This is a genomic window from bacterium, from assembly GCA_028821235.1.
In the GTDB taxonomy this organism is placed as follows: Bacteria; Actinomycetota; Acidimicrobiia; order Spongiisociales; family Spongiisociaceae; genus Spongiisocius.
Genome location: JAPPGV010000076.1, coordinates 1 through 19,309 on the forward strand (window position 1 = coordinate 1; position 19,309 = coordinate 19,309).

22 protein-coding genes are annotated in these 19,309 nt (G+C 69.0%); 21 read left to right on the forward strand and 1 reads right to left on the reverse strand.

The genetic code is table 11. The features are described from left to right. Positions 1-93: 93 nt before the first annotated feature. The 9 genes from OXK16_07855 to OXK16_07895 all read left to right on the forward strand — a co-directional run bounded on the left by OXK16_07855 (position 94) and on the right by OXK16_07895 (position 7,616). The gene (locus tag OXK16_07855) at positions 94-1,017 is read left to right on the forward strand and encodes a WYL domain-containing protein (protein ID MDE0375858.1); all 924 of its coding nucleotides are present in this window, start codon (positions 94-96) and stop codon (positions 1,015-1,017) included. Then, on the forward strand, positions 1,014-1,961 hold the full coding sequence (locus tag OXK16_07860) for a WYL domain-containing protein (GenBank protein ID MDE0375859.1): 948 nt from the start codon (positions 1,014-1,016) through the stop codon (positions 1,959-1,961). The genes OXK16_07855 and OXK16_07860 overlap by 4 nt, the downstream gene beginning before the upstream one ends. 43 nt (positions 1,962-2,004) lie before the next feature. After that, positions 2,005-2,583 carry a twin-arginine translocase TatA/TatE family subunit gene (locus OXK16_07865; protein ID MDE0375860.1) on the forward strand — a complete coding sequence of 193 codons (579 nt, stop codon included), beginning with the start codon at positions 2,005-2,007 and terminating at the stop codon, positions 2,581-2,583. Continuing rightward, positions 2,580-3,299 (forward strand): twin-arginine translocase subunit TatC, encoded by a 720-nt coding sequence (tatC, locus tag OXK16_07870; GenBank protein ID MDE0375861.1) that lies wholly within the window; start codon positions 2,580-2,582, stop codon positions 3,297-3,299. Before OXK16_07865 ends, tatC begins: the two co-directional genes overlap by 4 nt. After that, entirely contained in the window at positions 3,296-5,332 is a 2,037-nt protein-coding gene (locus OXK16_07875; protein ID MDE0375862.1) for a DEAD/DEAH box helicase, read from the forward strand. The genes tatC and OXK16_07875 overlap by 4 nt, the downstream gene beginning before the upstream one ends. Next, positions 5,329-6,213, forward strand: a complete 885-nt coding sequence (locus OXK16_07880; protein MDE0375863.1) for a diacylglycerol kinase family protein — start codon at positions 5,329-5,331, stop codon at positions 6,211-6,213. The genes OXK16_07875 and OXK16_07880 overlap by 4 nt, the downstream gene beginning before the upstream one ends. Positions 6,214-6,285: 72 nt before the next feature. Next, a complete protein-coding gene (locus OXK16_07885; protein MDE0375864.1) occupies positions 6,286-6,633 on the forward strand; it encodes a DUF4193 family protein in 348 nt (115 codons plus the stop codon). 48 nt (positions 6,634-6,681) lie between these two features. Then, positions 6,682-7,212, forward strand: coding sequence for a GNAT family N-acetyltransferase (locus tag OXK16_07890; protein MDE0375865.1), 531 nt, complete (start codon positions 6,682-6,684; stop codon positions 7,210-7,212). After that, a complete protein-coding gene (locus OXK16_07895; protein ID MDE0375866.1) occupies positions 7,209-7,616 on the forward strand; it encodes an NUDIX domain-containing protein in 408 nt (135 codons plus the stop codon). The genes OXK16_07890 and OXK16_07895 overlap by 4 nt, the downstream gene beginning before the upstream one ends. 3 nt (positions 7,617-7,619) lie before the next feature. Here the strand turns inward: OXK16_07895 and OXK16_07900 are convergent, their stop codons facing one another. Then, positions 7,620-8,357, reverse strand: coding sequence for a rhomboid family intramembrane serine protease (locus OXK16_07900; protein ID MDE0375867.1), 738 nt, complete (start codon positions 8,355-8,357; stop codon positions 7,620-7,622). A gap of 129 nt (positions 8,358-8,486) precedes the next feature. Between OXK16_07900 and OXK16_07905 the strand changes: the two genes are divergently transcribed. The 12 genes from OXK16_07905 to cmk all read left to right on the forward strand — a co-directional run bounded on the left by OXK16_07905 (position 8,487) and on the right by cmk (position 19,258). After that, complete coding sequence (locus OXK16_07905) at positions 8,487-8,732, forward strand: hypothetical protein (GenBank protein ID MDE0375868.1); 246 nt, start codon at positions 8,487-8,489, stop codon at positions 8,730-8,732. After that, positions 8,729-9,502: a TlyA family RNA methyltransferase gene (locus OXK16_07910; protein ID MDE0375869.1), complete on the forward strand. Its 774-nt coding sequence runs from the start codon at positions 8,729-8,731 to the stop codon at positions 9,500-9,502. The genes OXK16_07905 and OXK16_07910 overlap by 4 nt, the downstream gene beginning before the upstream one ends. Beyond that, positions 9,499-10,320, forward strand: a complete 822-nt coding sequence (locus tag OXK16_07915) for an NAD(+)/NADH kinase (GenBank protein MDE0375870.1) — start codon at positions 9,499-9,501, stop codon at positions 10,318-10,320. Before OXK16_07910 ends, OXK16_07915 begins: the two co-directional genes overlap by 4 nt. A 3-nt stretch (positions 10,321-10,323) precedes the next feature. After that, positions 10,324-11,931 carry a hypothetical protein gene (locus OXK16_07920; protein MDE0375871.1) on the forward strand — a complete coding sequence of 536 codons (1,608 nt, stop codon included), beginning with the start codon at positions 10,324-10,326 and terminating at the stop codon, positions 11,929-11,931. A 63-nt stretch (positions 11,932-11,994) separates the two neighbouring features. Further along, positions 11,995-13,650, forward strand: a complete 1,656-nt coding sequence (locus tag OXK16_07925; GenBank protein MDE0375872.1) for a CTP synthase — start codon at positions 11,995-11,997, stop codon at positions 13,648-13,650. Between the two features lie 7 nt (positions 13,651-13,657). Then, positions 13,658-14,536 carry a site-specific tyrosine recombinase XerD gene (locus OXK16_07930; GenBank protein ID MDE0375873.1) on the forward strand — a complete coding sequence of 293 codons (879 nt, stop codon included), beginning with the start codon at positions 13,658-13,660 and terminating at the stop codon, positions 14,534-14,536. Between the two features lie 142 nt (positions 14,537-14,678). Further along, the gene (locus OXK16_07935) at positions 14,679-15,170 is read left to right on the forward strand and encodes an HD domain-containing protein (GenBank protein MDE0375874.1); all 492 of its coding nucleotides are present in this window, start codon (positions 14,679-14,681) and stop codon (positions 15,168-15,170) included. A gap of 88 nt (positions 15,171-15,258) precedes the next feature. Beyond that, positions 15,259-16,017 carry a segregation/condensation protein A gene (locus OXK16_07940; GenBank protein ID MDE0375875.1) on the forward strand — a complete coding sequence of 253 codons (759 nt, stop codon included), beginning with the start codon at positions 15,259-15,261 and terminating at the stop codon, positions 16,015-16,017. Beyond that, the gene (gene scpB, locus OXK16_07945; protein ID MDE0375876.1) at positions 16,014-16,592 is read left to right on the forward strand and encodes an SMC-Scp complex subunit ScpB; all 579 of its coding nucleotides are present in this window, start codon (positions 16,014-16,016) and stop codon (positions 16,590-16,592) included. The genes OXK16_07940 and scpB overlap by 4 nt, the downstream gene beginning before the upstream one ends. Then, positions 16,567-17,331, forward strand: coding sequence for a pseudouridine synthase (locus OXK16_07950; GenBank protein MDE0375877.1), 765 nt, complete (start codon positions 16,567-16,569; stop codon positions 17,329-17,331). Before scpB ends, OXK16_07950 begins: the two co-directional genes overlap by 26 nt. Continuing rightward, positions 17,328-18,581, forward strand: coding sequence for a 3-phosphoshikimate 1-carboxyvinyltransferase (gene aroA, locus OXK16_07955; protein ID MDE0375878.1), 1,254 nt, complete (start codon positions 17,328-17,330; stop codon positions 18,579-18,581). Before OXK16_07950 ends, aroA begins: the two co-directional genes overlap by 4 nt. Beyond that, entirely contained in the window at positions 18,578-19,258 is a 681-nt protein-coding gene (gene cmk, locus OXK16_07960; GenBank protein MDE0375879.1) for a (d)CMP kinase, read from the forward strand. The genes aroA and cmk overlap by 4 nt, the downstream gene beginning before the upstream one ends. Positions 19,259-19,309 lie beyond the last annotated feature (51 nt).

The window sequence follows — 19,309 nt, forward strand, 5'->3', positions numbered from 1 at the left end:
GGGACACCGATGACCGCCAGAACACCCGGTTGTTCCGCAGACAGACCACTATCGCCGACGGCCGGGCATCGACATCTGTACATTTGGCAGACCATGAGCACCGTCGTCGAGCGCCTGATCAATCTGCTGGCATATCTGGTCGACTCCCCGCGTCCCGTTACCGCCGACCAGATCCGGAACACGGTGGCCGGGTACGAGAACCTCTCCGACCAGGCCTTCCATCGCAAGTTCGAGCGCGACAAGGCCAGCCTCCGCGAGTTGGGGATCGAGCTCGAGCAGGAAGCCACCGACGCCTGGGAGGTCGAGTGGGGTTACGTGGTCCCCGAGAGCAACTACCGGACCATCGAGCCGGGACTCACTGACGAGGAACGGACCGCTTTGGCCCTCGCGGTCCACATGGTGCGTTCCGGCGGCTGGCCGTCGGGCGCCAACGGCCTGCTCAAGCTGGGAGGAGCGCGGCTGTCCGACACGGACACACCGGTGGGCGCCGACCTGGGCCTGGGCAGCGAGCACTTGGGTCTGATCTTCCAGGCGGTGCTGGAGCGCCGCCTAATTCGATTCCTCTATCGGGGCCGGTCGCGCAGCCTGTGCGCCTATGGCATGCACCATCGGCGGGGCCACTGGTACTTCGCCGGTGTCGAGCCGGAAAAGGCCGGCGCCATTCGGACCTACCGGCTCGATCGGGCGCAGCGGCTCGAGCTGGTGGGAGAACCGGACGCGTTCCCGCGGCCCGAGGGTTACAGCGCCCGGGACATCCTGTCCGCGCTGCCTTGGGAGCAACAGGCGCCGAAACGTGCCCTGATCGAGTGCGATGCCGGCATTGCCTGGTGGGTCGAGAACCGGTTCCCCGATGCCAGGACCGTGGGGCAGAGCGATGCGGGTGGAACGATTCTGGACATCCCCTACACGAGCGACTCGCTGCTCGACATGGTCATACACCTCGATGACGGGGCGGTGATCCTCGACCCGCCGGAGCTTCGCGCCGAGATGGTCCGGCGGCTGGTGGCCGGCCGGTGACGGCCTCTCGGACCCGGCAGAGGTTGGCGCGGATCCTGGCCCTGGTTCCGTGGGCGCTGGCCAACCCGTATCCGACCGTCACCGAGGTCATGGAGCGGTTCGGATACGAGAGCCGTCCGCAACTCGCCGACGATCTCAACCTGCTCTTCTGTTGCGGGCTACCCGGCTACGGCCCCGGTGACCTGATGGTGGCGTACATGGACGGGGACGAGGTGGTTCTCGACATGGCCGATTACTTCTCCCGGCCCCTCCGGCTCACACCCCATGAGGCCTTGGGTCTGCTGAGCGCCGGGCTGGCGGTGGCCGGCACCTCCCAGGGAGACGAGGCGCTGGCGAGGGCGGTGGAGAAGCTGACCGGCGCCCTCTTCCCGGAGGCCGCCACGGTCATCGCGGCCGAGTTGCCTCCCGAACCCGCCCATCTCGGCACTTTGCGCCGGGCCGCCCGTGACGGAACCGTGCTGACCATCACCTACCTTTCGCTGAGCACCAACCGGACCACGGTTCGAGCCATCGAACCGCTGATGGTCCATGCCTCGATGGGAAGCTGGTACCTCCTGGCGCACTGCCGTCTGGCCGGTGACCGCCGCCTGTTCCGAGTGGACAGGATCCGGTCGGTGGAGGCGTCGGGGGACGTCTTCGAACCCCCCGCCCGCCCGCTTGCTCCCACGAACGTCGACTACACCCCGTCCGCTGACGCTATCTACGCCCGGCTTGCCCTGGGACCCGGCGCCAGGTGGGTGGCCGAGTACTACCCGGTCGAGGTCCTGGAGGACACGGGCGAGGAGATGGTCATCCGCTTCGCCATGTCCGACGCGCGGGTGGGAGCCCGCCTGCTGCTCCGGCTGGGCGACCAGGCCCGCTTGATCGAGGGCCGGGAAGTCCGGGAGGAGACCGAACGCCTGCGCGAGGCGATCCTGGCCCGATACGAGGTCTCCCTAGCCTGAGCCGCGGTGGGGCGGGCTAGGCGTGCGCCGGTACCATGGGATCGTGTTCGACACGTTCAGCGGTCTCGAGATACTCACCATCGCCGTGGTGGCCCTGGTGGTCTTCGGACCGAACCGCCTGCCCGAGATAGCCCGCACCATCGGCAGATACGTCCGCGAGCTCCGGGAGGCGGTGAGAGACCTTCGCGAAGGAATCGAGCGGGAGGTCGCTCCGATGCGCGAGCCGATCAAGGACCTCCGCCAAGAACTCACCGAGGGGGCCAGCGACGTGAAGCGCACCCTGGCCGAGACCGCCGATGCAGCCGCCTCGGTTGAACGGGACATACGGCGATCTGTGAAGGACGCCGGCCGAACCGCCCCGGACGAGGCCACTTCCGGCCCGGAGGTGCCGGAGGCGCGATGGGTGGCCCCTGAACCCCGGGTCGGCGTGTCGCCGAGCGAAGTGTGGGAGGGCTTGGACGATCCGATGCCCGAGAATGTGGTGGCGCCCGAGGCGTCCGGCCCTCCTCCGGAGAACAGGCAGGACGTGTCGGCCGAGAACCCTCCGGCAGGGGAGGGCGACCAGGTCGCGGACACGCCGGCCGGCCATGACGGGGACGAGCCACCGGACAAGGGCGAATGACGGAAGGAGCCGATCCGTCCGGCCAGCCGTTGATGGGGCACCTGACGGAGCTCCGGTCACGCCTCGTCAAGACCTTCATAGCGGTCGGAGTCGCCACCGTGGTTGCCTTCTTCTTCCGCAACCAGATGCTCTATCTCCTGCAGAGCTCCTACAGCGAGGTAGCGGGCCGGGATCTGGTGGTGACCGGCCCCACCGACCAGTTCTCGATCGCCATGCGCATGGCGCTCTTCGGCGGGACGGTCCTGGCCAGCCCCGTGATCGCCTACCAGGCGTGGTGCTTCATCAACCCGGGCCTCACCCAGAGGGAACGCAAGTGGGCGTTCCCCGTGGTGGCGGCGCTGGTCACCCTGTTCTGCCTCGGGGTCGGATTCGCCTACTGGAGCCTTCCCCGGGCGGTCGCGTTCCTCGTGTCGATCTTCGAGGACCTGGAGAATCTCTGGACAGTCGAGCTCTACACCCGCTTCGTGATCCGCTTCCTGCTGCTGTTCGGCATCTCGTTCCAGTTCCCGGTGTTCCTGTACGGCGCCGCTGCGGCCGGCGTGGTGACCTCCGACAAGTTGGCTGCCGGTCGGCGCTGGGCGGTACTCATCATCGTGGTGGTGGGGGCCGCGGTCAGCCCCACCGGCGACCCGGTCACGCTCCTGCTGCTCTCGACCCCGCTCTACCTGTTCTACGAGGCCACCATCTGGTTGATCCGCCTGACCCTGAAGAAATGAGGGTTCACACCTTCTTCGACTCCCTTCCCTTCACGGCGGATCCCTATCAGGTGCTGGCCGCCGAGATGGTGGAGATGGGTCGGTCGGTGGTGGTGACGGCCCCAACCGGCGCCGGTAAGACCCTGATCGCCGAAGCGGCCATCCATCTCAGCCTGGCCAACCGGCGCCGCGTGTTCTACACGACGCCCCTCAAGGCGCTGTCCAACCAGAAGTTCCGAGACTTCGGCGCCATCCATGGAAGCGACCAGGTCGGGCTCCTGACCGGCGACAACACCATCAACCGCGACGCACCCGTTGTGGTGATGACCACTGAGGTGCTGCGCAACATGATCTACTCCGGATCGGACCTGTCCATGGTCGACACGGTGGTCCTCGACGAGGTTCACTACCTCCAAGACCGGTTCCGCGGCGCGGTATGGGAGGAGGTGATCATCCACGCTCCGCCCCACATCCGGTTGGTTTGCCTGTCGGCGACGGTCTCCAACGCGGCCGAGTTCACCGACTGGTTACGCACCCGGCGGGGACCCACCGAGTTGGTGGTCGAGGAGCACCGGCCGGTACGCCTCGAACGGTGGTGGTCGGTCTGGGATCGCTTCGAGCGGGAGGTCCATCTCCTGCCGCTCTACATGGAGACGTCCGGTGGGATGAAGCCCAACGCCGCCATTCCCCGCCTCCTGGCCCGGCGAGGTGGCCGCCGCCGCCGCTTCTCGACCCCCAGACGGACATCGGTGGTGGAGCATCTCGCCTTTCTCGACCTGCTCCCGGCCATCTACTTCCTGTTCTCGAGAGCCGGGTGTGACGACGCTGCCGACCGGACGGTCGCCGCCGGTATCCGGCTCACCGATGACGCCGAACGGGACGAGATCCGGCGCCGGGCCGAGCAGGGAACCGCCCACCTCGACTGGTCCGACCTGCGCACCCTGGGACACGACCGGTGGCTGGCGAGGCTCGAGCGGGGAGTGGCGGCCCACCATGCCGGCCTCGTGCCGGCCTTCAAGGAGGTGGTCGAGCAACTCTTCTGCGATGGGCTGATCAAGGTGGTGTTCGCCACCGAGACCCTGGCCCTGGGCATCAACATGCCCGCCCGGACCGTCGTACTCGACCGCCTGTCGAGGTTCACCGGCGAGACTCACGAGCTGCTGCTCCCCGGGGAGTTCACCCAGTTGACCGGCCGGGCCGGACGCCGGGGCATCGACACGGTGGGCCACGGCGTGGTGCTGCACTCGCCCTTCGTGCCGTTCGAGCGGATGGCGTCGATCGCCCGGCTCGGCAGCCATCCCCTGCGGTCCAGCTTCCGCCCGACCTACAACATGCTGGTCAACCTGGTGGCCAACTACTCCCGCCGCCAGGCCGAGCGGCTCCTCGCTGCATCGTTCGCGGAGTTCCAGGACCGGCGGCTGAAAGGCCGGCCACGCGGGAACGGGCCCGGCCGCAGGTCGCCTCGCCGGAGCACCCTCCTGGAGAGGTTCGACCGGTCCCGGCGGCTCCTGGAGCAACGAGGGCACATCCGGGACTGGACGCTCGAACCCGGAGGGGAGACGCTCCGCGTGGTCTACAACGACTCGGGCCTTCTCCTCGTGGAGGCGATACGCAGCGGGATTCTCGACGAGCTGCGCGCGCCGGAACTGGCGGCCCTGCTATCGGCCTTCGTCTACGAGCCGCGACGCGACGCCGAGGAGCCGGAAGGATTGCCCACGGAGCCACTCGAGGATGCTTGGAGCCGGTTGGTGGAGCTGGCGGAGGACCTCGCCGCTGCCGAGGAACGCCTTCGCCTGCCGGTGACCCGCTTCCCCCATCCCGGGTTCGCGTGGCTCGCCTACGCCTGGGCGCTCCGGATCGACCTCGAGGAGCTCCTCGACGAGGGCTCGCTGGCCGCCGGGGACTTCGTCCGTACCACCCGGTCTGTTCTGGACCTCCTGCGCCAGGTGGGCGACGCGGCGCGTGTTCTGGGTAAGGGCGAACTCGAGCGGGCGGCAGGCCGGGCCCGCTCCGGTATCGATCGGGGAATCGTCACCGCCGGCGGCGTGATATGACCCCATGGCTGGTGCTGGTGAACCCGCACGCCGGCCGCGGCCGCTCGGCCGAGGCCGACGCCCTGGCTGCCCTCAGGTCCCATTCGGTGCCCGCCGAAGTCCTGGAGGTGGATGGGCTGACCGCGCTCAGGGGCGCCGTCAGGGCCGCCGCCGCCGCCGACCGGCGGCGCCTGGTGGCGGTGGGTGGTGATGGGACGGTCAATGCAGTGCTCAACGAGATCATGGCTCACGGATGGAAGGCGGCGCCCTTACTGGGCATACTCCCGACCGGTACGGGCTGCGACCTGCTCCGCACCTTCGGGATCGGGCCCGGTCTCGACTCGGCCGCCGCCCGGCTGGTCGAGGGGACGCCGTATCCGGTGGACGTCGGTCTGGCGATAGGCGAGTGGGGCCGGAGGTACTTCCTCAACGTGGCCAGCGCCGGCGCCACGGCCCATGCCGCCAAGACCGCCCAACGCATACCGGGACGGTTGGGCTCGTTTCGCTACGTCGCGGCGGTTGCCGCATCCCTGCCCTCCTGGCGCAGGATCGACGCTCGCGTCGAGGCCGGCAGGCGGGAGTTCTCCGGCCCGGCCCTGACCGTGGTGGTGGCCAACGCCCAGTTCTTCGGTGGTGGCTTCAACATCGCCCCCCGAGCCTCCATGGTCGACGGGCTGCTCGACGTCCAGGTCATCACCAGCCGGAGGAGGGAGGTGGCTGCCCTGATGCGGAAGGCCAGAGGCGGAGATCACCTCGCCGACCCGGGTGTCCGGCGGTTCGTGACCCCCGAGGCGCGGATAGAGACCGACCCACCCTGGCCGGTGGAAGTGGACGGGGAACCCATCGGCCGGACGCCGCTCCTGGTCCGGCTTGAGGCCGGTGGCCTCCGATTGATGATCTGAAACCACCGTCCGTTCGCAGACCGGGACGGGATGCGTATACTCTCGCCGCGATCAGACAGCGGGAATCGAGGATTGGATGACGCCATCCGAGATCCGTTCGAAGGGGAAGGCGGCGACGACCTGGCTAACGAGAACCGCGGCCACCATGCCGGCCACGAGGACAACGATGACGAGAACGGCAACGGCGTTGTCGAACTCGACGCCCTCGAGGCCGAGGAGTTGGAGACTGTCGAGGCTACCGAGTCGGCCACCATGCTCGTCGACGAGACCAGCGAGATACGGGAAATCCGCCGCTCCGAGATGAACCTCGACATCGAGGCGGAGCAGATGCGGGGCGACGAGTTCGTCTGCCGCTCGTGCTTCCTGCGCCTCAAGAAGGTGCAGCTGGCTGCTGACGCCCTCTGTCGCGACTGCGCCTGATAGAGCAGGCCGGCAACGGAGCCTTCCGGTCTGGCTACCGTCTGTGGCATGGATATCTCGGTCACCGCCCGGCGCGCCGATGCCCCGGACGTGGTCTTCCTGGTCGACCTCTATCGCAAGCTGGAGGCGGAGATGAGCGCCATACACCCGATGTGGCCCAGAGCCGACGGCTTGGACGAGCCCGTCGATGAGGCGTTTCTAGCCTGCCTTGGCGACTCGGGCACCCGTATCTACCTCGGTGAGATAGACGGATACCCGCTCGGCTTCATCCTGGGCCGGTCCCGGGAGCTGCTCGTCCACGAGGCGGGGGTGCGGGTGGCCGCCATACGCATGGTCTTCGTGGAGCAGGATGCCCGCGGGGTCGGGGTGGGGGAGGTGATGCGCGACACTCTCATGGAGGAGTTCCGCAGCACCGGCCACCAACTCTTCGACTCCCATGTCCTACCCGGCCACCGCCTCGCCAAGAACTTCTTCGAAGCGGGGGGCTTCGCAGCCCGGTCGATCATCATGCATCACAGCGACCTGGGTGACGGCGGGCGCCGCATCCGGGCCCAGTTCCTGCCCCCGGCCGAGTCGTGACCGACCGGCCATCACCGCTCGTCGGTGTGGGTGTGGTGGTGATCGAGCAGGGCCGGATGCTGCTCGTGGAGCGGGGCAGGGGCATCCTGGCCGGCTCGTGGGCCATACCCGGGGGCAAGGTCCGCTACGGCGAGCGCCTCACCGACGCCGCGGTCCGCGAGGTGATGGAGGAGACCGGCCTCGAGGTGGCGCTGGGCGAGGTGGTCTGGACCGGAGAGTCCCTCGGCGCCTCGGAACCTCCCGAGCACCACGTCGTCCTGGTGGACTTCACCGCCAAGGTGACCGGCGGGGAACTCCGGGCCGGAGACGACGCCGCCGACGTCGCCTTCGTGCCGCTGGAGGACCTGAGGTCGTGGCCGCTCACCCCGACCATGTACGACCTGCTGGCCCGGCTGGGCCTCTGATCCTCAGGCGAAGCCGGCCGCATCTCTCCTCTCGGCCAGGCGGGCGGTCAGCCCCCGCCGGAACAACAGCGTCACCACCATCCCGAAGAGGAATCCCGCCACGTGGGCTTCCCACGCGATTGCCGATGTACCCCCGGCCAGGAGGAACTGGGCCCCCAGCCAGAGCAGCAGGAACAGGGCGGCCGGCATGCGGAAGGGGATGAAGATCGGCGGGATGATGCTCAGTACCCGTGCCCCGGGGAACAACACGAAGTAGGCCCCCATCACCCCGGCGATAGCGCCGGAGGCACCGACCAGGGGGGCCGTGGAGTCCGGATTCAGCACCACGAAGCCGAAGGTGGCCACGACGCCCGATAGCAGGTAGAGCAGCAGGTAGCCGCCCCGACCGTAGGCGTCCTCGACGTTGTTGCCGAACAGCCAGAGGCTCCAGACGTTGCCGATCAGATGGGCCAGACCGCCGTGCAGGAAGATGGATACCAGCACGCTGAGCGGCACGGACTTCTCCGGGAAGACCGGATTGCCATCTCCGGCGACGCACAGCTCGGATCGGATCTCCTCCAGAGAGACGGCCTCGTTGGTGCTGATCTCGCACCCGATGGCCGCCTGCTCTACCAGGAACTCGTACTCGTCGACCGGGTCCGCCGGTTGGATCAGGAAATAGACCGCCACCACGGATGCGATCAACAACAGGGAGACCACGGGTCGCCTGAGACCGGGGTTCAGATCGCGGATCGGGATCATCCGGTCGGCTTCCGATTGGGTGTGCCTGACTGCATGCGCAGCCCACACTAGGAGGGTGAGGTCTGGTACGCAGGCCGGCCACCGGCTACCGGGGTAGCAATCCCGGCGTGACGCGCAATAATTAGGAGCATGAGCCAAGCTCCCGAGCATCCCACCCATCCGGGGCCGGAGGGCCAACCGCCCGCTGAAGCCACCATCGAGGCCTACGTGCGCGCGGTAGAGGGGTTGGAGGCCGACCGGCTAGCAGGTCCGGCCGCCGCGCTGGCCGAGCTCCTAGAGGCCCGTTTGGGGGGTGCCGACGCTCCGGAGGCTCGCCGGGTGCTCGACGACCTGCTGGCCGACTCCGGCCACGCGACCCACCAGACCGGGGAATGATGCAGCGATTGGACGTCGAGATGGTCCGGCGCCGGCTGGTCGGCTCGCGGAGCGCGGCCGCCCGGGCGATCCGGGAGGGGAGGGTGATCGTGGCCGGCATACCGCTGCCGAAGCCTGCCACCCTGGTGAGCAAGGGCACCCCGCTGCGCTGGGCTGCGTCCCCGCCACGCTATGTCAGCCGGGGCGGGCTCAAGCTGGAGGCCGCCCTGGAGGAGTTCGATGTGGACGTTGCGGGGCTCGACGCCGTCGACGTGGGTGCTTCCACCGGGGGCTTCACCCAGTGCCTGCTGGAACACGGCGCAGCGCGGGTGGTGGCGGTCGATGTCGGATACGGGCAGCTGCACGAGTATCTCCGCGATGACCCCCGGGTCACGGTCGTGGAACGGACCAACATTCGTCACGCCGACCCCGATCACCTCGGGGCCCCCTTCGGTGTGATCGTCGCCGACGTCTCCTTCATCTCGCTCCTGACGATCGCTCCGGCACTGGTGGGTCTAGGGAACACCGGCAGCCACTACATCCTGCTGGTCAAGCCCCAGTTCGAGGCCGGACCCGGCTCGGTCGACCGGCGGGGCGTGCTGCGCGACCCGGCGCTGTGGGACCGGACGGTCGCCGCCACCGTCACCGGACTGTCCGCACGCGGCCTGGGAACGGTCGGCCTACTCCGTTCGCCCCTCGAGGGGGCCAACGGGAACCGAGAGGTCCTGGGATGGTTCCGCCAGGGTCCCATGGTCATCGACCTGGAGAGGGCCGTGAAGGGCCTCCGATGAGGATCGCGCTGGTCCCTCACATCCGCCAGGGCCACACGGTGGCCTGGACTAGGGCCCTCGTGGCCGCCCTCGGCGACCGGGGAGTCGAGGTGGTGGCGGCGCCGGACGCCGCCGACCTCATCGGCGTGGCCTCGACCTCCTTCGGCGGGAGGGACGGCCTCGACCTCGTGGTGGCCATCGGAGGCGACGGAACGGTTCTGAAGGCGGTACGGCTGGGGAGGGGCAGCGGGGCACCGGTCTGCGGGATCAACGACGGGCGCCTGGGCTACCTGGCGGAAGCCCTACCCGACGATCTTCCGGCATTCCTGGACCGGATGGCGGCCGGCGCGTGGCTCACGTCGGAGCGGATGTTGCTGGCCGCCTCCATCAACGGCGCCCCTCCCACGATCGGCCTCAACGACGTGGTGGTGGAGAAGGTAGAGAACCAGCGGACCGTCCGCCTCGCCATCTCGATAGACGGGGAGCCCTTCATCAACTACCCGGCCGACGGGGTGGTGGTGGCGACCGCAACCGGCTCCACCGCCTACAACCTCTCTGCCGGGGGGCCGCTCATCGACCCGGCGCTGGAGGTGATGGTGATGACACCGGTCGCACCCCATTACCTATTCTCCCGAGCCATGGTGTTCCCGCCGCATCACAGGCTCCGTTTCGAGGTCATGGAGGACCGCCCGGCGGGGGTGGGCGTTGACGGCAGGGAGGTCGCCATCATGCGTCCGGGTGACTGGATCGAGGTCGAGGGCGCCGGTCACGTGACGTTCGCCCGCTTCGCCGAGCGCTCCTTCCCGGCATCCGTGAAGCAGAAGTTCTCGCTGGCCTGACCCGTGCTTGACGAGCTGTCGGTCCAAAACCTCGGGATCATCGATACCGCCCGGGTGGGGTTCACGCCCGGAATGGTGGTGGTGAGCGGCGAGACCGGAGCAGGTAAGACCCTGATGCTGGGCGCCCTCCGGATGCTCACCGGGGCTCCCGCCCGTTCCGCGCTCATCGGGCCGCACGGTGAGGAGACGCGGGTCGAGGGCAGGTTCTTCCTCGACGGGGAGGAGGTGGTCGTCGCCCGCTCGATACACCCGGGAGGAAGCCGCGCCTACCTCGACGGCCGCATGGTCCCGGCCCGAGCACTGTCCGAGAGGCTCGGAGGGGAGGTGGAGATCGTGGGCCAGCACGATCCGATCTCTCTCACCCGTTCACGGACGGTCCGCGCTCTGATCGATCTCCGGCTCCGATCCGGCCTCGTCCTGGACGACTACCGGGACGCCTGGCGGGCGCTCCGCGAAGTGCAGGCCCTCCGGGCGGAACTGGGTGGGGGCACGCGGGCGCTGGCACGCGAGATGGATCTGCTGGCCTACCAGGTCGGCGAGATCGATCGGGCCGACTTCCGGCCCGGCGAGGACGAAGAGTTGGAGATGGAGTCGAAAAGGCTCGGAAACGCCGAGGAGGTGGCCGAGCTCCTGGCGGAGGCACACCGGGACCTGAGCGCGGCCCGCGACCGCGTCGGCCCGGTGGTGGATGCGGGCCGGCGGGTTCGGGACCTCGATCCGGCCCGGGGCCCTCTCGCCGAACTCGTAGAGAGCCTCGAGGCCACCCTCACCGACACCCTGAGCGTTACGAGGGAGGCATGGGAAGCGACCGAGCCGGACCCCGGGGCGCTGGCCCGCGTCAACCAGCGCCTGAACCTGCTGGGCGACCTGCGCCGCAAGTACGGATCGGACATCGAGGAGATACTCACCTTCCGGCGCCGGGCTCAGACCCGCCTGGCGGAGATCGAGGGCCTGGTGGAACGGGCGTCCCAGCTGGACGCGGAACATGCCACGGCCAGTGGCCACCTGTTCGAGGCCGGGCGAGAACTCCGGCAGGCTCGCCGGGACGCCTCCGCCCGGATCGCCGAGAGCGCCTGCGGGCACTTGCGTGAGCTCGGGATCAGCGATCCGGTGCTGCGGGTCAAGATCGGGGAGGCCGAGCCGCGGGCGTTCGGGGCCGACACCGTGGAGTTGCTGTTCGCATCCGACTCCCGGCTCGCCCCCGGCCCGGTGGGCAAGGTTGCATCGGGGGGAGAGTTGAGCCGCCTGGTCCTGGCCCTGCGGCTGGCTTCCGGGACCGGCGCCGCCCGGGTCGTGGCCTTCGACGAGATCGACTCCGGGGTCGGAGGGACGACCGCCCTGGCAATGGGTTCCAAGCTGGCCCACTTGTCCGAGGACCGCCAGACCCTCTGCGTCAGCCACCTCCCCCAGGTGGCGGCCTTTGCCGACACGCACATCGTGGTGGAACGGGAAGGCCCCCGCGCCGGGGTGCGGCTGGTCGAGGAGGATGCCCGACTCCGCGAGCTGTCCCGGATGCTCTCCGGGCTGGCCGACTCGGAGCGGGGCCACCATCATGCCCGCGAGCTCCGTTCCCTCGCCATGGCGAGGCGAGCGCCGGTCCCGACCGCGTGAGTACGGCCCGCATCGCCCGGATGAACCGCGGACCCGATGGTCTCTTGTGGTAGCGTCGTGCCGGTGACGAAGTTCGTGTTCGTGACCGGTGGGGTGGTCTCCAGCCTGGGCAAGGGGATCACGGCCTCCTCCCTCGGTCGCCTCATGAAGGCCCGCGGCCTTCGGGTGGTCAACCAGAAGCTCGACCCCTACATCAACGTGGACCCCGGCACGATGAATCCCTTCCAGCACGGCGAGGTCTACGTGACCAACGACGGTGGGGAGACCGACCTGGACCTCGGCCACTACGAGCGCTTCACCGATCAGAGCCTGAGCCGTGACTCGAACGTCACCACCGGGTCCGTCTACTTGGCGGTGCTCAACAAGGAGCGGAGGGGTGACTATCTGGGCGACACGGTCCAGGTAATCCCGCACATAACCAACGAGATCAAGGACCGCATTCGCCGCCTGGGGGACCGGGAGGACGTGGACATGGTCATCGCCGAGATCGGCGGCACGGTGGGTGACATCGAGATCCTGCCCTTCCTCGAGGCGGTCCGCCAGTTCCGGAACGATGTCGGGTCCCGCAACGTGGTTCACATCCATGTCACGCTGGTTCCCCAGATCGGTCCCACCGAGGAGCTCAAGACCAAGCCCACCCAGCACTCGGTGGCCGATCTGCGATCCCGGGGCATCCGTCCCGACATCATCGTGGTCCGCTCGGAGACACCCATCGATGACGGAGTCCGCCAGAAGATCTCCCTCTTCTGCGATGTCGATCCTGACGCCGTTATCCCCGCCCCGGATGTGGGCGACATCCACGAGATGCCCCTCATCCTGCGGGATCACGATCTCGATGACGCCATCGTCGACCTGCTCGGCCTGGATGCGCCGGCGCCCGACCTGGCCGACTGGCAACGGATGGTCGAGCGCGCCAGGGCCGCCAAGCGCACCGTCAGGATCGGCCTGGTCGGCAAGTACACGGGCTTGCCCGACGCCTACCTGTCCGTGGTGGAAGCCATACGGCATGGCGGCCTCGCCAACGGTGTACGGGCCGAGATCCAATGGATCCCTGCCGAAGATCTCGACGGTCTGTTCGGGAGTTCCCACCTGGACGATCTGGACGGCATCCTGGTCCCCGGGGGATTCGGCATCAGGGGCATCGAGGGCAAGATACGAGCCGTGACGCATGCCCGTACCAACCGGATCCCCTTCCTTGGCCTCTGCCTGGGCCTCCAGGCCGCCGTGATCGAGTACGCCCGCAACGTGCTCGGCCTCCGCGATGCCCACAGCACCGAGTTCAAGCCCATGACGCCCCATCCGGTCATCGACCTGATGGAGCGCCAGCAGGGCGTCTCCGACAAGGGCGGCACCATGCGGCTGGGCGTCTACCCCGCCCGGCTCAGGGAGGACTCCCTGGTTCGCCGGCTCTACGGAGCAGAGTTGATCTACGAGCGGCACCGGCATCGGTACGAGGTCAACAACCGCTACCGCAAGGACCTCGAACAGGCAGGGCTGGCGCTGACGGGCATCTCGCCCGACGAACAGTTGGTGGAGTTCATCGAGCTGCCCTCTCATCCCTACTTCATCGGCACCCAAGCCCATCCGGAACTCAAGTCGCGACCGCTCGACCCGCATCCTCTGTTCATCGGCTTCATCGCCGCCGCCGATCGCTACCGCCTCGGCCGGGAAGCCGCGCCGGAGATCCTCGGGAGTGAACGGGAGCCCGGCTACGTCTAACCGGGTAATGCGGCGCCATCTGAACGGCTACCTGGCCGTCCTGTCGGTGGAGCGGGGTCTCAGCGACAACACCATCACCGCCTACCGGCGCGACCTGGAGCATTACCTTGACTTCCTGGGTGACCGATCCGCCGCGCCGGAACTGGTGGACGATTTCCTGGCCTGCCTCCATCAGGATGGCATGCGTTCCACCACCATCGCGCGGAGGCTGGCCGCGGTGCGAGGCTTTCACCGGTTCCTGGTGGCTGAGGACCAGGCCCAGGAAGACCCCACCCGGTTCACCGAGACACCGAGGACCCGGATGGGCTTCCCCAAGGCCCTCGATGTCCACGAGGCTATCCGGCTGGTGGAGGCACCGCCGTCGGACACGGCGCTCGGAAGGCGCGACCGGGCACTACTGGAAACCCTCTACGGCACCGCGGTCCGGGTCAGCGAGCTGGTCGACCTCGATCTGACCGATATGGACATCGACACGCTGAGCGCCATGGTCACCGGCAAGGGTGGCAAGCAACGACTCGTACTCCTGGGCAAGCCGGCCGGCCGGGCCATAGGCGCCTACCTGCCCGACCGGCTTGAGATGTGCCGGAGCCGGAGGGATCACGACGCGTTGTTCGTGAACGCCCGCGGCGGGCGGCTGAGCCGCCAGGGTGTCTTCGGGATCGTTCGCGCCCATGCGGAGGCGGTGGGCATACCCCGGACCCGCATCTCGCCCCACGTGCTCCGCCACTCGGCCGCGACCCACATGGTGGAGAGGGGCGCCGACCTCCGCACCGTGCAGGAGATGCTCGGGCACGCCAGCCTCTCCACCACCCAGGTCTACACCCGGATGTCACTCCAGCACCTACACGAGGTGTACGTGGAGGCCCATCCGAGGGCCCTTCGGTAGAAGGATGCTGGAAAGTGTCCAGTTGCTCTGCAGCCGGTAAAGGAACCCCCGGTCGAAGTGTGAAGCGCCGACCATCGCCGTCTTCTTCCGCACCCTCCGGGATGTCTCGCGACCCGGAACGCCACGTGTGAAGGGACCGAGGATGCGCCCCCTCCACCTGGCGGGCCGCCTGCTCGACGTCATTCTCGCCCGGCCGCTGAGACCGCGGGAGCAGACCGAGGTGGCGACGTTGTTGACGACCGATGCGGAACGGTCGATGTATTGGGACCAGCCACGGGCCGATCAGCGCCACGGGTTGGCCGCGGCTCGGCTGGTCCGGTCAGCCCGGCCCGGCCGGACCGACCTGGTTCGGGCGGCGCTGCTGCACGACGTGGGAAAGCGCCACTCCCGGCTGGGACCGATGGGACGGTCCGTGGCGACCGTCCTGGGCCGGCTCGGCATCGGGGGCTCGGCCAGATTCGTCGACTACCTGGACCATGGCCGGATCGCCGCACTGGAGCTGGATCGGGCGGGCGCCGATCCGCTGGTGGTCGCGTTCGCGCTCCATCACCACCGCGACCGCCCCCAGGAGATCTCTCGCGAGGACTGGCAACTGCTCCAGGCGGCCGATCGCGCCGTGCCGGGAGGGAGTTGAGAACTCATCGCCCCACCGGATCGGTGTTCCTCGGTTTCCGCGAGACCGGCGCCTACCATCAGCGTATGACGAGTCGAGGCGTGCCGGTATGACCTACGAGGTGGAGACTCCCGTCTTCGTAGGTCCTCTCGAGCTGCTCCTCAAGTTGGTCAGCCGCCGCCATGTCGACATCATGGAGGTCAACATCTCCCGCGTCATAGAGGACTACCTGGCCTCCATCGAGGAGAAGGAGGTCAACCTCGAACTGGCCTCCGGTTTCGTACTGATGGCGGCGATGCTCATCCACCTCAAGGCCCGTTTCCTGTTGCCGGAGCCCGACCAGTTGGATCTCGAGGACGAGATGGACCTGCTCGACCAGCGGGACCGGCTGCTGGCCCGCCTGCTCGGCTTCCTGACCTACCAGGGAGTCGCGACAGTCCTCCGTGAGCGCTTGAGGCAGGGTGCGCAGTACGTGGGCCGCTCCGTCGGCATCGACCAGGATCTCGGCACCCGGCACCCGCCGGCCCTACCGGAAGGGGTGACACCGGCCGCGCTGGCCGAGATCATGACCTCGCTGGACGAGGAAGTACGCGCCGAGGTTGAAATCCCGATGGACCACTTCGATCTCGATCTCCCGTCGGTTGAGGAGGCCATCGCCGCCATCCGGAGGAGGGTGGCCGCGGAGCTGGAGTCCACCTTCGAGCGGCTGGTGGCTCACTGCTCGAGCAGGGCGGAGGTGGCGGCCTACTTCCTGGCGATCCTGGAACTGGCCCGATGGGGATTGGTATCCGTATCCCAGGAGGATCCGGAGGACATCTCGGTCCGTCACTCCGAAGGCAGCCCCGCCGGTGGCCGGGTCGGCCTGTGAACACTCCCGCCGCCCTCGAAGCGATCCTCTTCGTCGCCGAGCATCCCGTTCCGGAGTCCGAGCTGGCCCAGGTCCTGGAGACACCGCTCACCACGGTCAGGGACGTTTTGAACAACTGGGCGCGCGAGTTGGAGGCCGATGACCGCGGTATCGCGCTCCGCCACGTGGCGGGCGGGTGGCGCCTCTACACCAAACCGGAGGCACTGCCTTACCTTGAGCGTTTCGCCACCACCGACGACGGGGCCCGGCTGTCGCCGGCCGCCCTCGAGGTGCTGGCCGTGGTGGCGTACCGCCAACCTGTCACGCGCGGCCAGATCTCCGAGCTGCGCGGGGTTGACTCCGCCTCCGCCCTCCGGACCCTGGTACGCCGCGGCCTGGTCGCCGAGGAGGGCCGGCTCTCCACCCCCGGCAATCCCGCCATCTACGGCACCACGGGACGCCTCCTCGAAGCCCTGGGCATGGCGTCCCTGGCCGATCTGCCGCCCCTCACCGACCACATGCCCGCGCCCGAGATGGCGGAGGCGCTGGACCGCCCGCCGACCCGTTCCGGTGAGCTCCCGACCACCGAGGGCTGAACGCCTTCAGAAGGTGATCGCCAGGAGCGGTCTGGCCTCCCGCCGGGTAGCCGATTCGATGATCCTGGACGGTCGGGTACGCGTGGACGGGCAGACCGCCGTCCCCGGCCAGAGGGTGGATCCCGGCCGGGCCGAGGTGGTGGTCGACGGGGTCCCGCTCCCGGTCGATCCCGATCTGGTCTACTACCTGCTGCACAAGCCGTTGGGGGTGATCAGCACCACCAGCGACCCCCACGGCCGGACGCCGGTGGTCGACCTGGTGCCCTCCCATCCCATGGTGTACCCCGTCGGACGCCTCGATGCGGACTCGACCGGGCTGCTGCTCCTGACCAACGACGGCTCCTTCGCCAACCTCGTCGCCCATCCGCGCTCAGGCATCACCAAGACCTACGAGGTGCTGGTTCGGGGGAGTCCATCCCCGGCCGACCTGACCCGGCTCCGCCGGGGCGTCGAGCTGGAGGACGGCCCGGCCGTGCCGGTGGCGGTGCGTAGGATCGGTGCGGCAGGAGGACGCTCCCATCTCGAGTTGATCATGGCCGAAGGACGCAACCGAGAGGTTCGCCGCCTGTGCGCGGCGGCCGGTTATCCGGTGGTGCGCCTCCACAGGGTGGCTATCGGCCCCCTGCGCGACCGGGCGCTCAAGCCCGGGGATTGGCGGAACCTCGACGTGAACGAGGTGCGGGCGTTCCATCGGGCAAGCAAGGGACTACGGGTCCATCACGGCGGGACGCCCGGATGAACACCTATGAAGTGAGGCCTCGAACGGTTGCCGACCGCACGGTCAGGCCGCCGGGCTCCAAGAGCATCACCAACCGAGCCCTGATAGCCGCCGCCCTCGCCGCGGGTGAGTCCCGCCTCGCCAACCCGCTCCGGAGCGACGACACCGCCGCCATGATCGGATGCCTCCGGAATCTGGGTGTCCATGTCTCGGAAACCGGTGACGGGTTGGTAGTGAGATCCGACGGCGTGCTACGGGGCGGAGGGCGCCTCGACGCGCGAGCCTCCGGAACGACCGCCCGCTTCATCACCGCCGCCGCGGCGCTCGCCGGCGGTCCGAGCGTCATCGACGGGACCGCCCGGATGCGGGAGCGACCCATCGGGCCCCTCGTGGCGGCGCTCCGGGGTCTCGGGGTGGAAATCGACGCCGACCGGGACGGCTCGTACCCGCCGGTCCGGACATCCGGAGGGGGTATCCGGGGCGGCCGGATCACGATCGACGGGACCGTCTCCAGCCAGTTCATCTCGGCCGTGCTGCTCAGCTCGCCGCGAGCGGCGCGGACCGTGACGATCCGGCTGTCCGAGGGGACGGTGTCCCGCCCCTACCTGACCACGACGTTGGAGGTCATGGCCTCCTTCGGGGCCGATGCCCGCTGGATCGACCCCGACACGATCACCGTCGCTCCGACCGGCTACCGGCCGACCTCGTTCGAGGTGGAGGCCGACGCCTCCGCCGCCGTCTACCCGTGGGCCGCGGCCGCCGTCACCGGCGCCACCATCACGGTGGCCGGCATCCACCCCCGCAGTACCCAGGCCGACATGGCCGCCCTGGGCGTGCTGGAAGGTATGGGATCGGTGGTGACCACCCCCGGCCGGGGGATCGCGGTGACCGGCCCTCCGCGCCTGGAGGGCGTGGACGCCGACCTCAACCATTGCCCGGATGCGGCACTTGGCCTGGCGGTGGTCGCCACGTTCGCGCGCTCCTCCACACGGTTCACCAACATCGCCAACCTCCGTGTGAAGGAGACCGACCGGCTGGCCGCCCTCGAGGCCGAGCTCACCAGGCTGGGCGCCCGGGTGGAGACGGGGGCCGACTGGATCGAGATCCATCCCGGTCCGCCCCGCCCGGCGTGTATCCGCACCTACGATGACCACCGGATGGCCATGTCCTTCGCGATAGCGGGCCTGGTCCGGCCCGGAATCGTCATCGAGGACCCTGACTGCGTGGCCAAGACGTGGCCCGGGTTCTTCGAGATGCTCGAGTGCCTGTGAACGTTGCCGCGGAGTTGGTGGTAGCCATCGACGGGCCCGGAGGGGTCGGCAAGACCACGGTCTCTCGGGGGGTGGCGCGGGCACTCGGCTACCAGAGCCTCGACACCGGTGCCTTCTACCGGGCCGCAGCCCTGCTGGTGAGACTCCACCGGACCGATCCGGACGACGAGGCCGCGGTCGCGGCGGTGCTGTCCGGCGCCGATCTCGACTATCGGGACGGCGTCATGCTCGTCGAAGGCGTCGACGTCAGCACAGCCATCCGCACGGAGAGCATCACCGCCGCGTCGTCCCGCCTGGCGCGGCTTCCGGGTCTCCGGCTGGTGCTCGTGGAGCGCCAGCGGGCCTGGGTGGCGGTACGGGGGGGTCGAGCGGTCGTCGAGGGGCGCGACATCGGAACCGTCGTCTTCCCGGGCGCAGCCGTCAAGGTCTATCTCGACGCCCCGCCCGACGTGAGGGCTCGCCGCAGGGCCGGACAGACCTCGACCAGGCTCCCGGAAGTCGCCACGCAACTGGGGAGGCGGGACCGGCTCGACTCGACTCGGGCCACGTCCCCTCTTGCCCCGGCGCAGGACGCGGTGGCCATCGACACCGGCGCCCTCACCGCCGACCAGGTCATAGCCCGGGTGCTGGACCTCTGCCGCGGTCGGGGCATCGAGCCCGCCGGCCACCCCGCTTAAGGACGGCCCCGGCCCCGGGGCTAGAATCCGCGACCCGGGTGCACATTCATA

Excerpts from the sequence above, each read along its gene's own strand:
- OXK16_07855 (MDE0375858.1), top strand. The coding sequence starts at position 94 with ATGAGCACCGTCGTCGAGCGCCTGATCAATCTGCTGGCATATCTGGTC.
- tatC (MDE0375861.1), top strand. The coding sequence starts at position 2,580 with ATGACGGAAGGAGCCGATCCGTCCGGCCAGCCGTTGATGGGGCACCTG.
- OXK16_07875 (MDE0375862.1), top strand. The coding sequence starts at position 3,296 with ATGAGGGTTCACACCTTCTTCGACTCCCTTCCCTTCACGGCGGATCCC.
- OXK16_07880 (MDE0375863.1), top strand. The coding sequence starts at position 5,329 with ATGACCCCATGGCTGGTGCTGGTGAACCCGCACGCCGGCCGCGGCCGC.
- OXK16_07890 (MDE0375865.1), top strand. The coding sequence starts at position 6,682 with ATGGATATCTCGGTCACCGCCCGGCGCGCCGATGCCCCGGACGTGGTC.
- OXK16_07900 (MDE0375867.1), bottom strand. The coding sequence starts at position 8,357 with ATGATCCCGATCCGCGATCTGAACCCCGGTCTCAGGCGACCCGTGGTC.
- OXK16_07905 (MDE0375868.1), top strand. The coding sequence starts at position 8,487 with ATGAGCCAAGCTCCCGAGCATCCCACCCATCCGGGGCCGGAGGGCCAA.
- OXK16_07910 (MDE0375869.1), top strand. The coding sequence starts at position 8,729 with ATGATGCAGCGATTGGACGTCGAGATGGTCCGGCGCCGGCTGGTCGGC.
- OXK16_07915 (MDE0375870.1), top strand. The coding sequence starts at position 9,499 with ATGAGGATCGCGCTGGTCCCTCACATCCGCCAGGGCCACACGGTGGCC.
- OXK16_07930 (MDE0375873.1), top strand. The coding sequence starts at position 13,658 with ATGCGGCGCCATCTGAACGGCTACCTGGCCGTCCTGTCGGTGGAGCGG.
- OXK16_07935 (MDE0375874.1), top strand. The coding sequence starts at position 14,679 with ATGCGCCCCCTCCACCTGGCGGGCCGCCTGCTCGACGTCATTCTCGCC.
- OXK16_07940 (MDE0375875.1), top strand. The coding sequence starts at position 15,259 with ATGACCTACGAGGTGGAGACTCCCGTCTTCGTAGGTCCTCTCGAGCTG.
- aroA (MDE0375878.1), top strand. The coding sequence starts at position 17,328 with ATGAACACCTATGAAGTGAGGCCTCGAACGGTTGCCGACCGCACGGTC.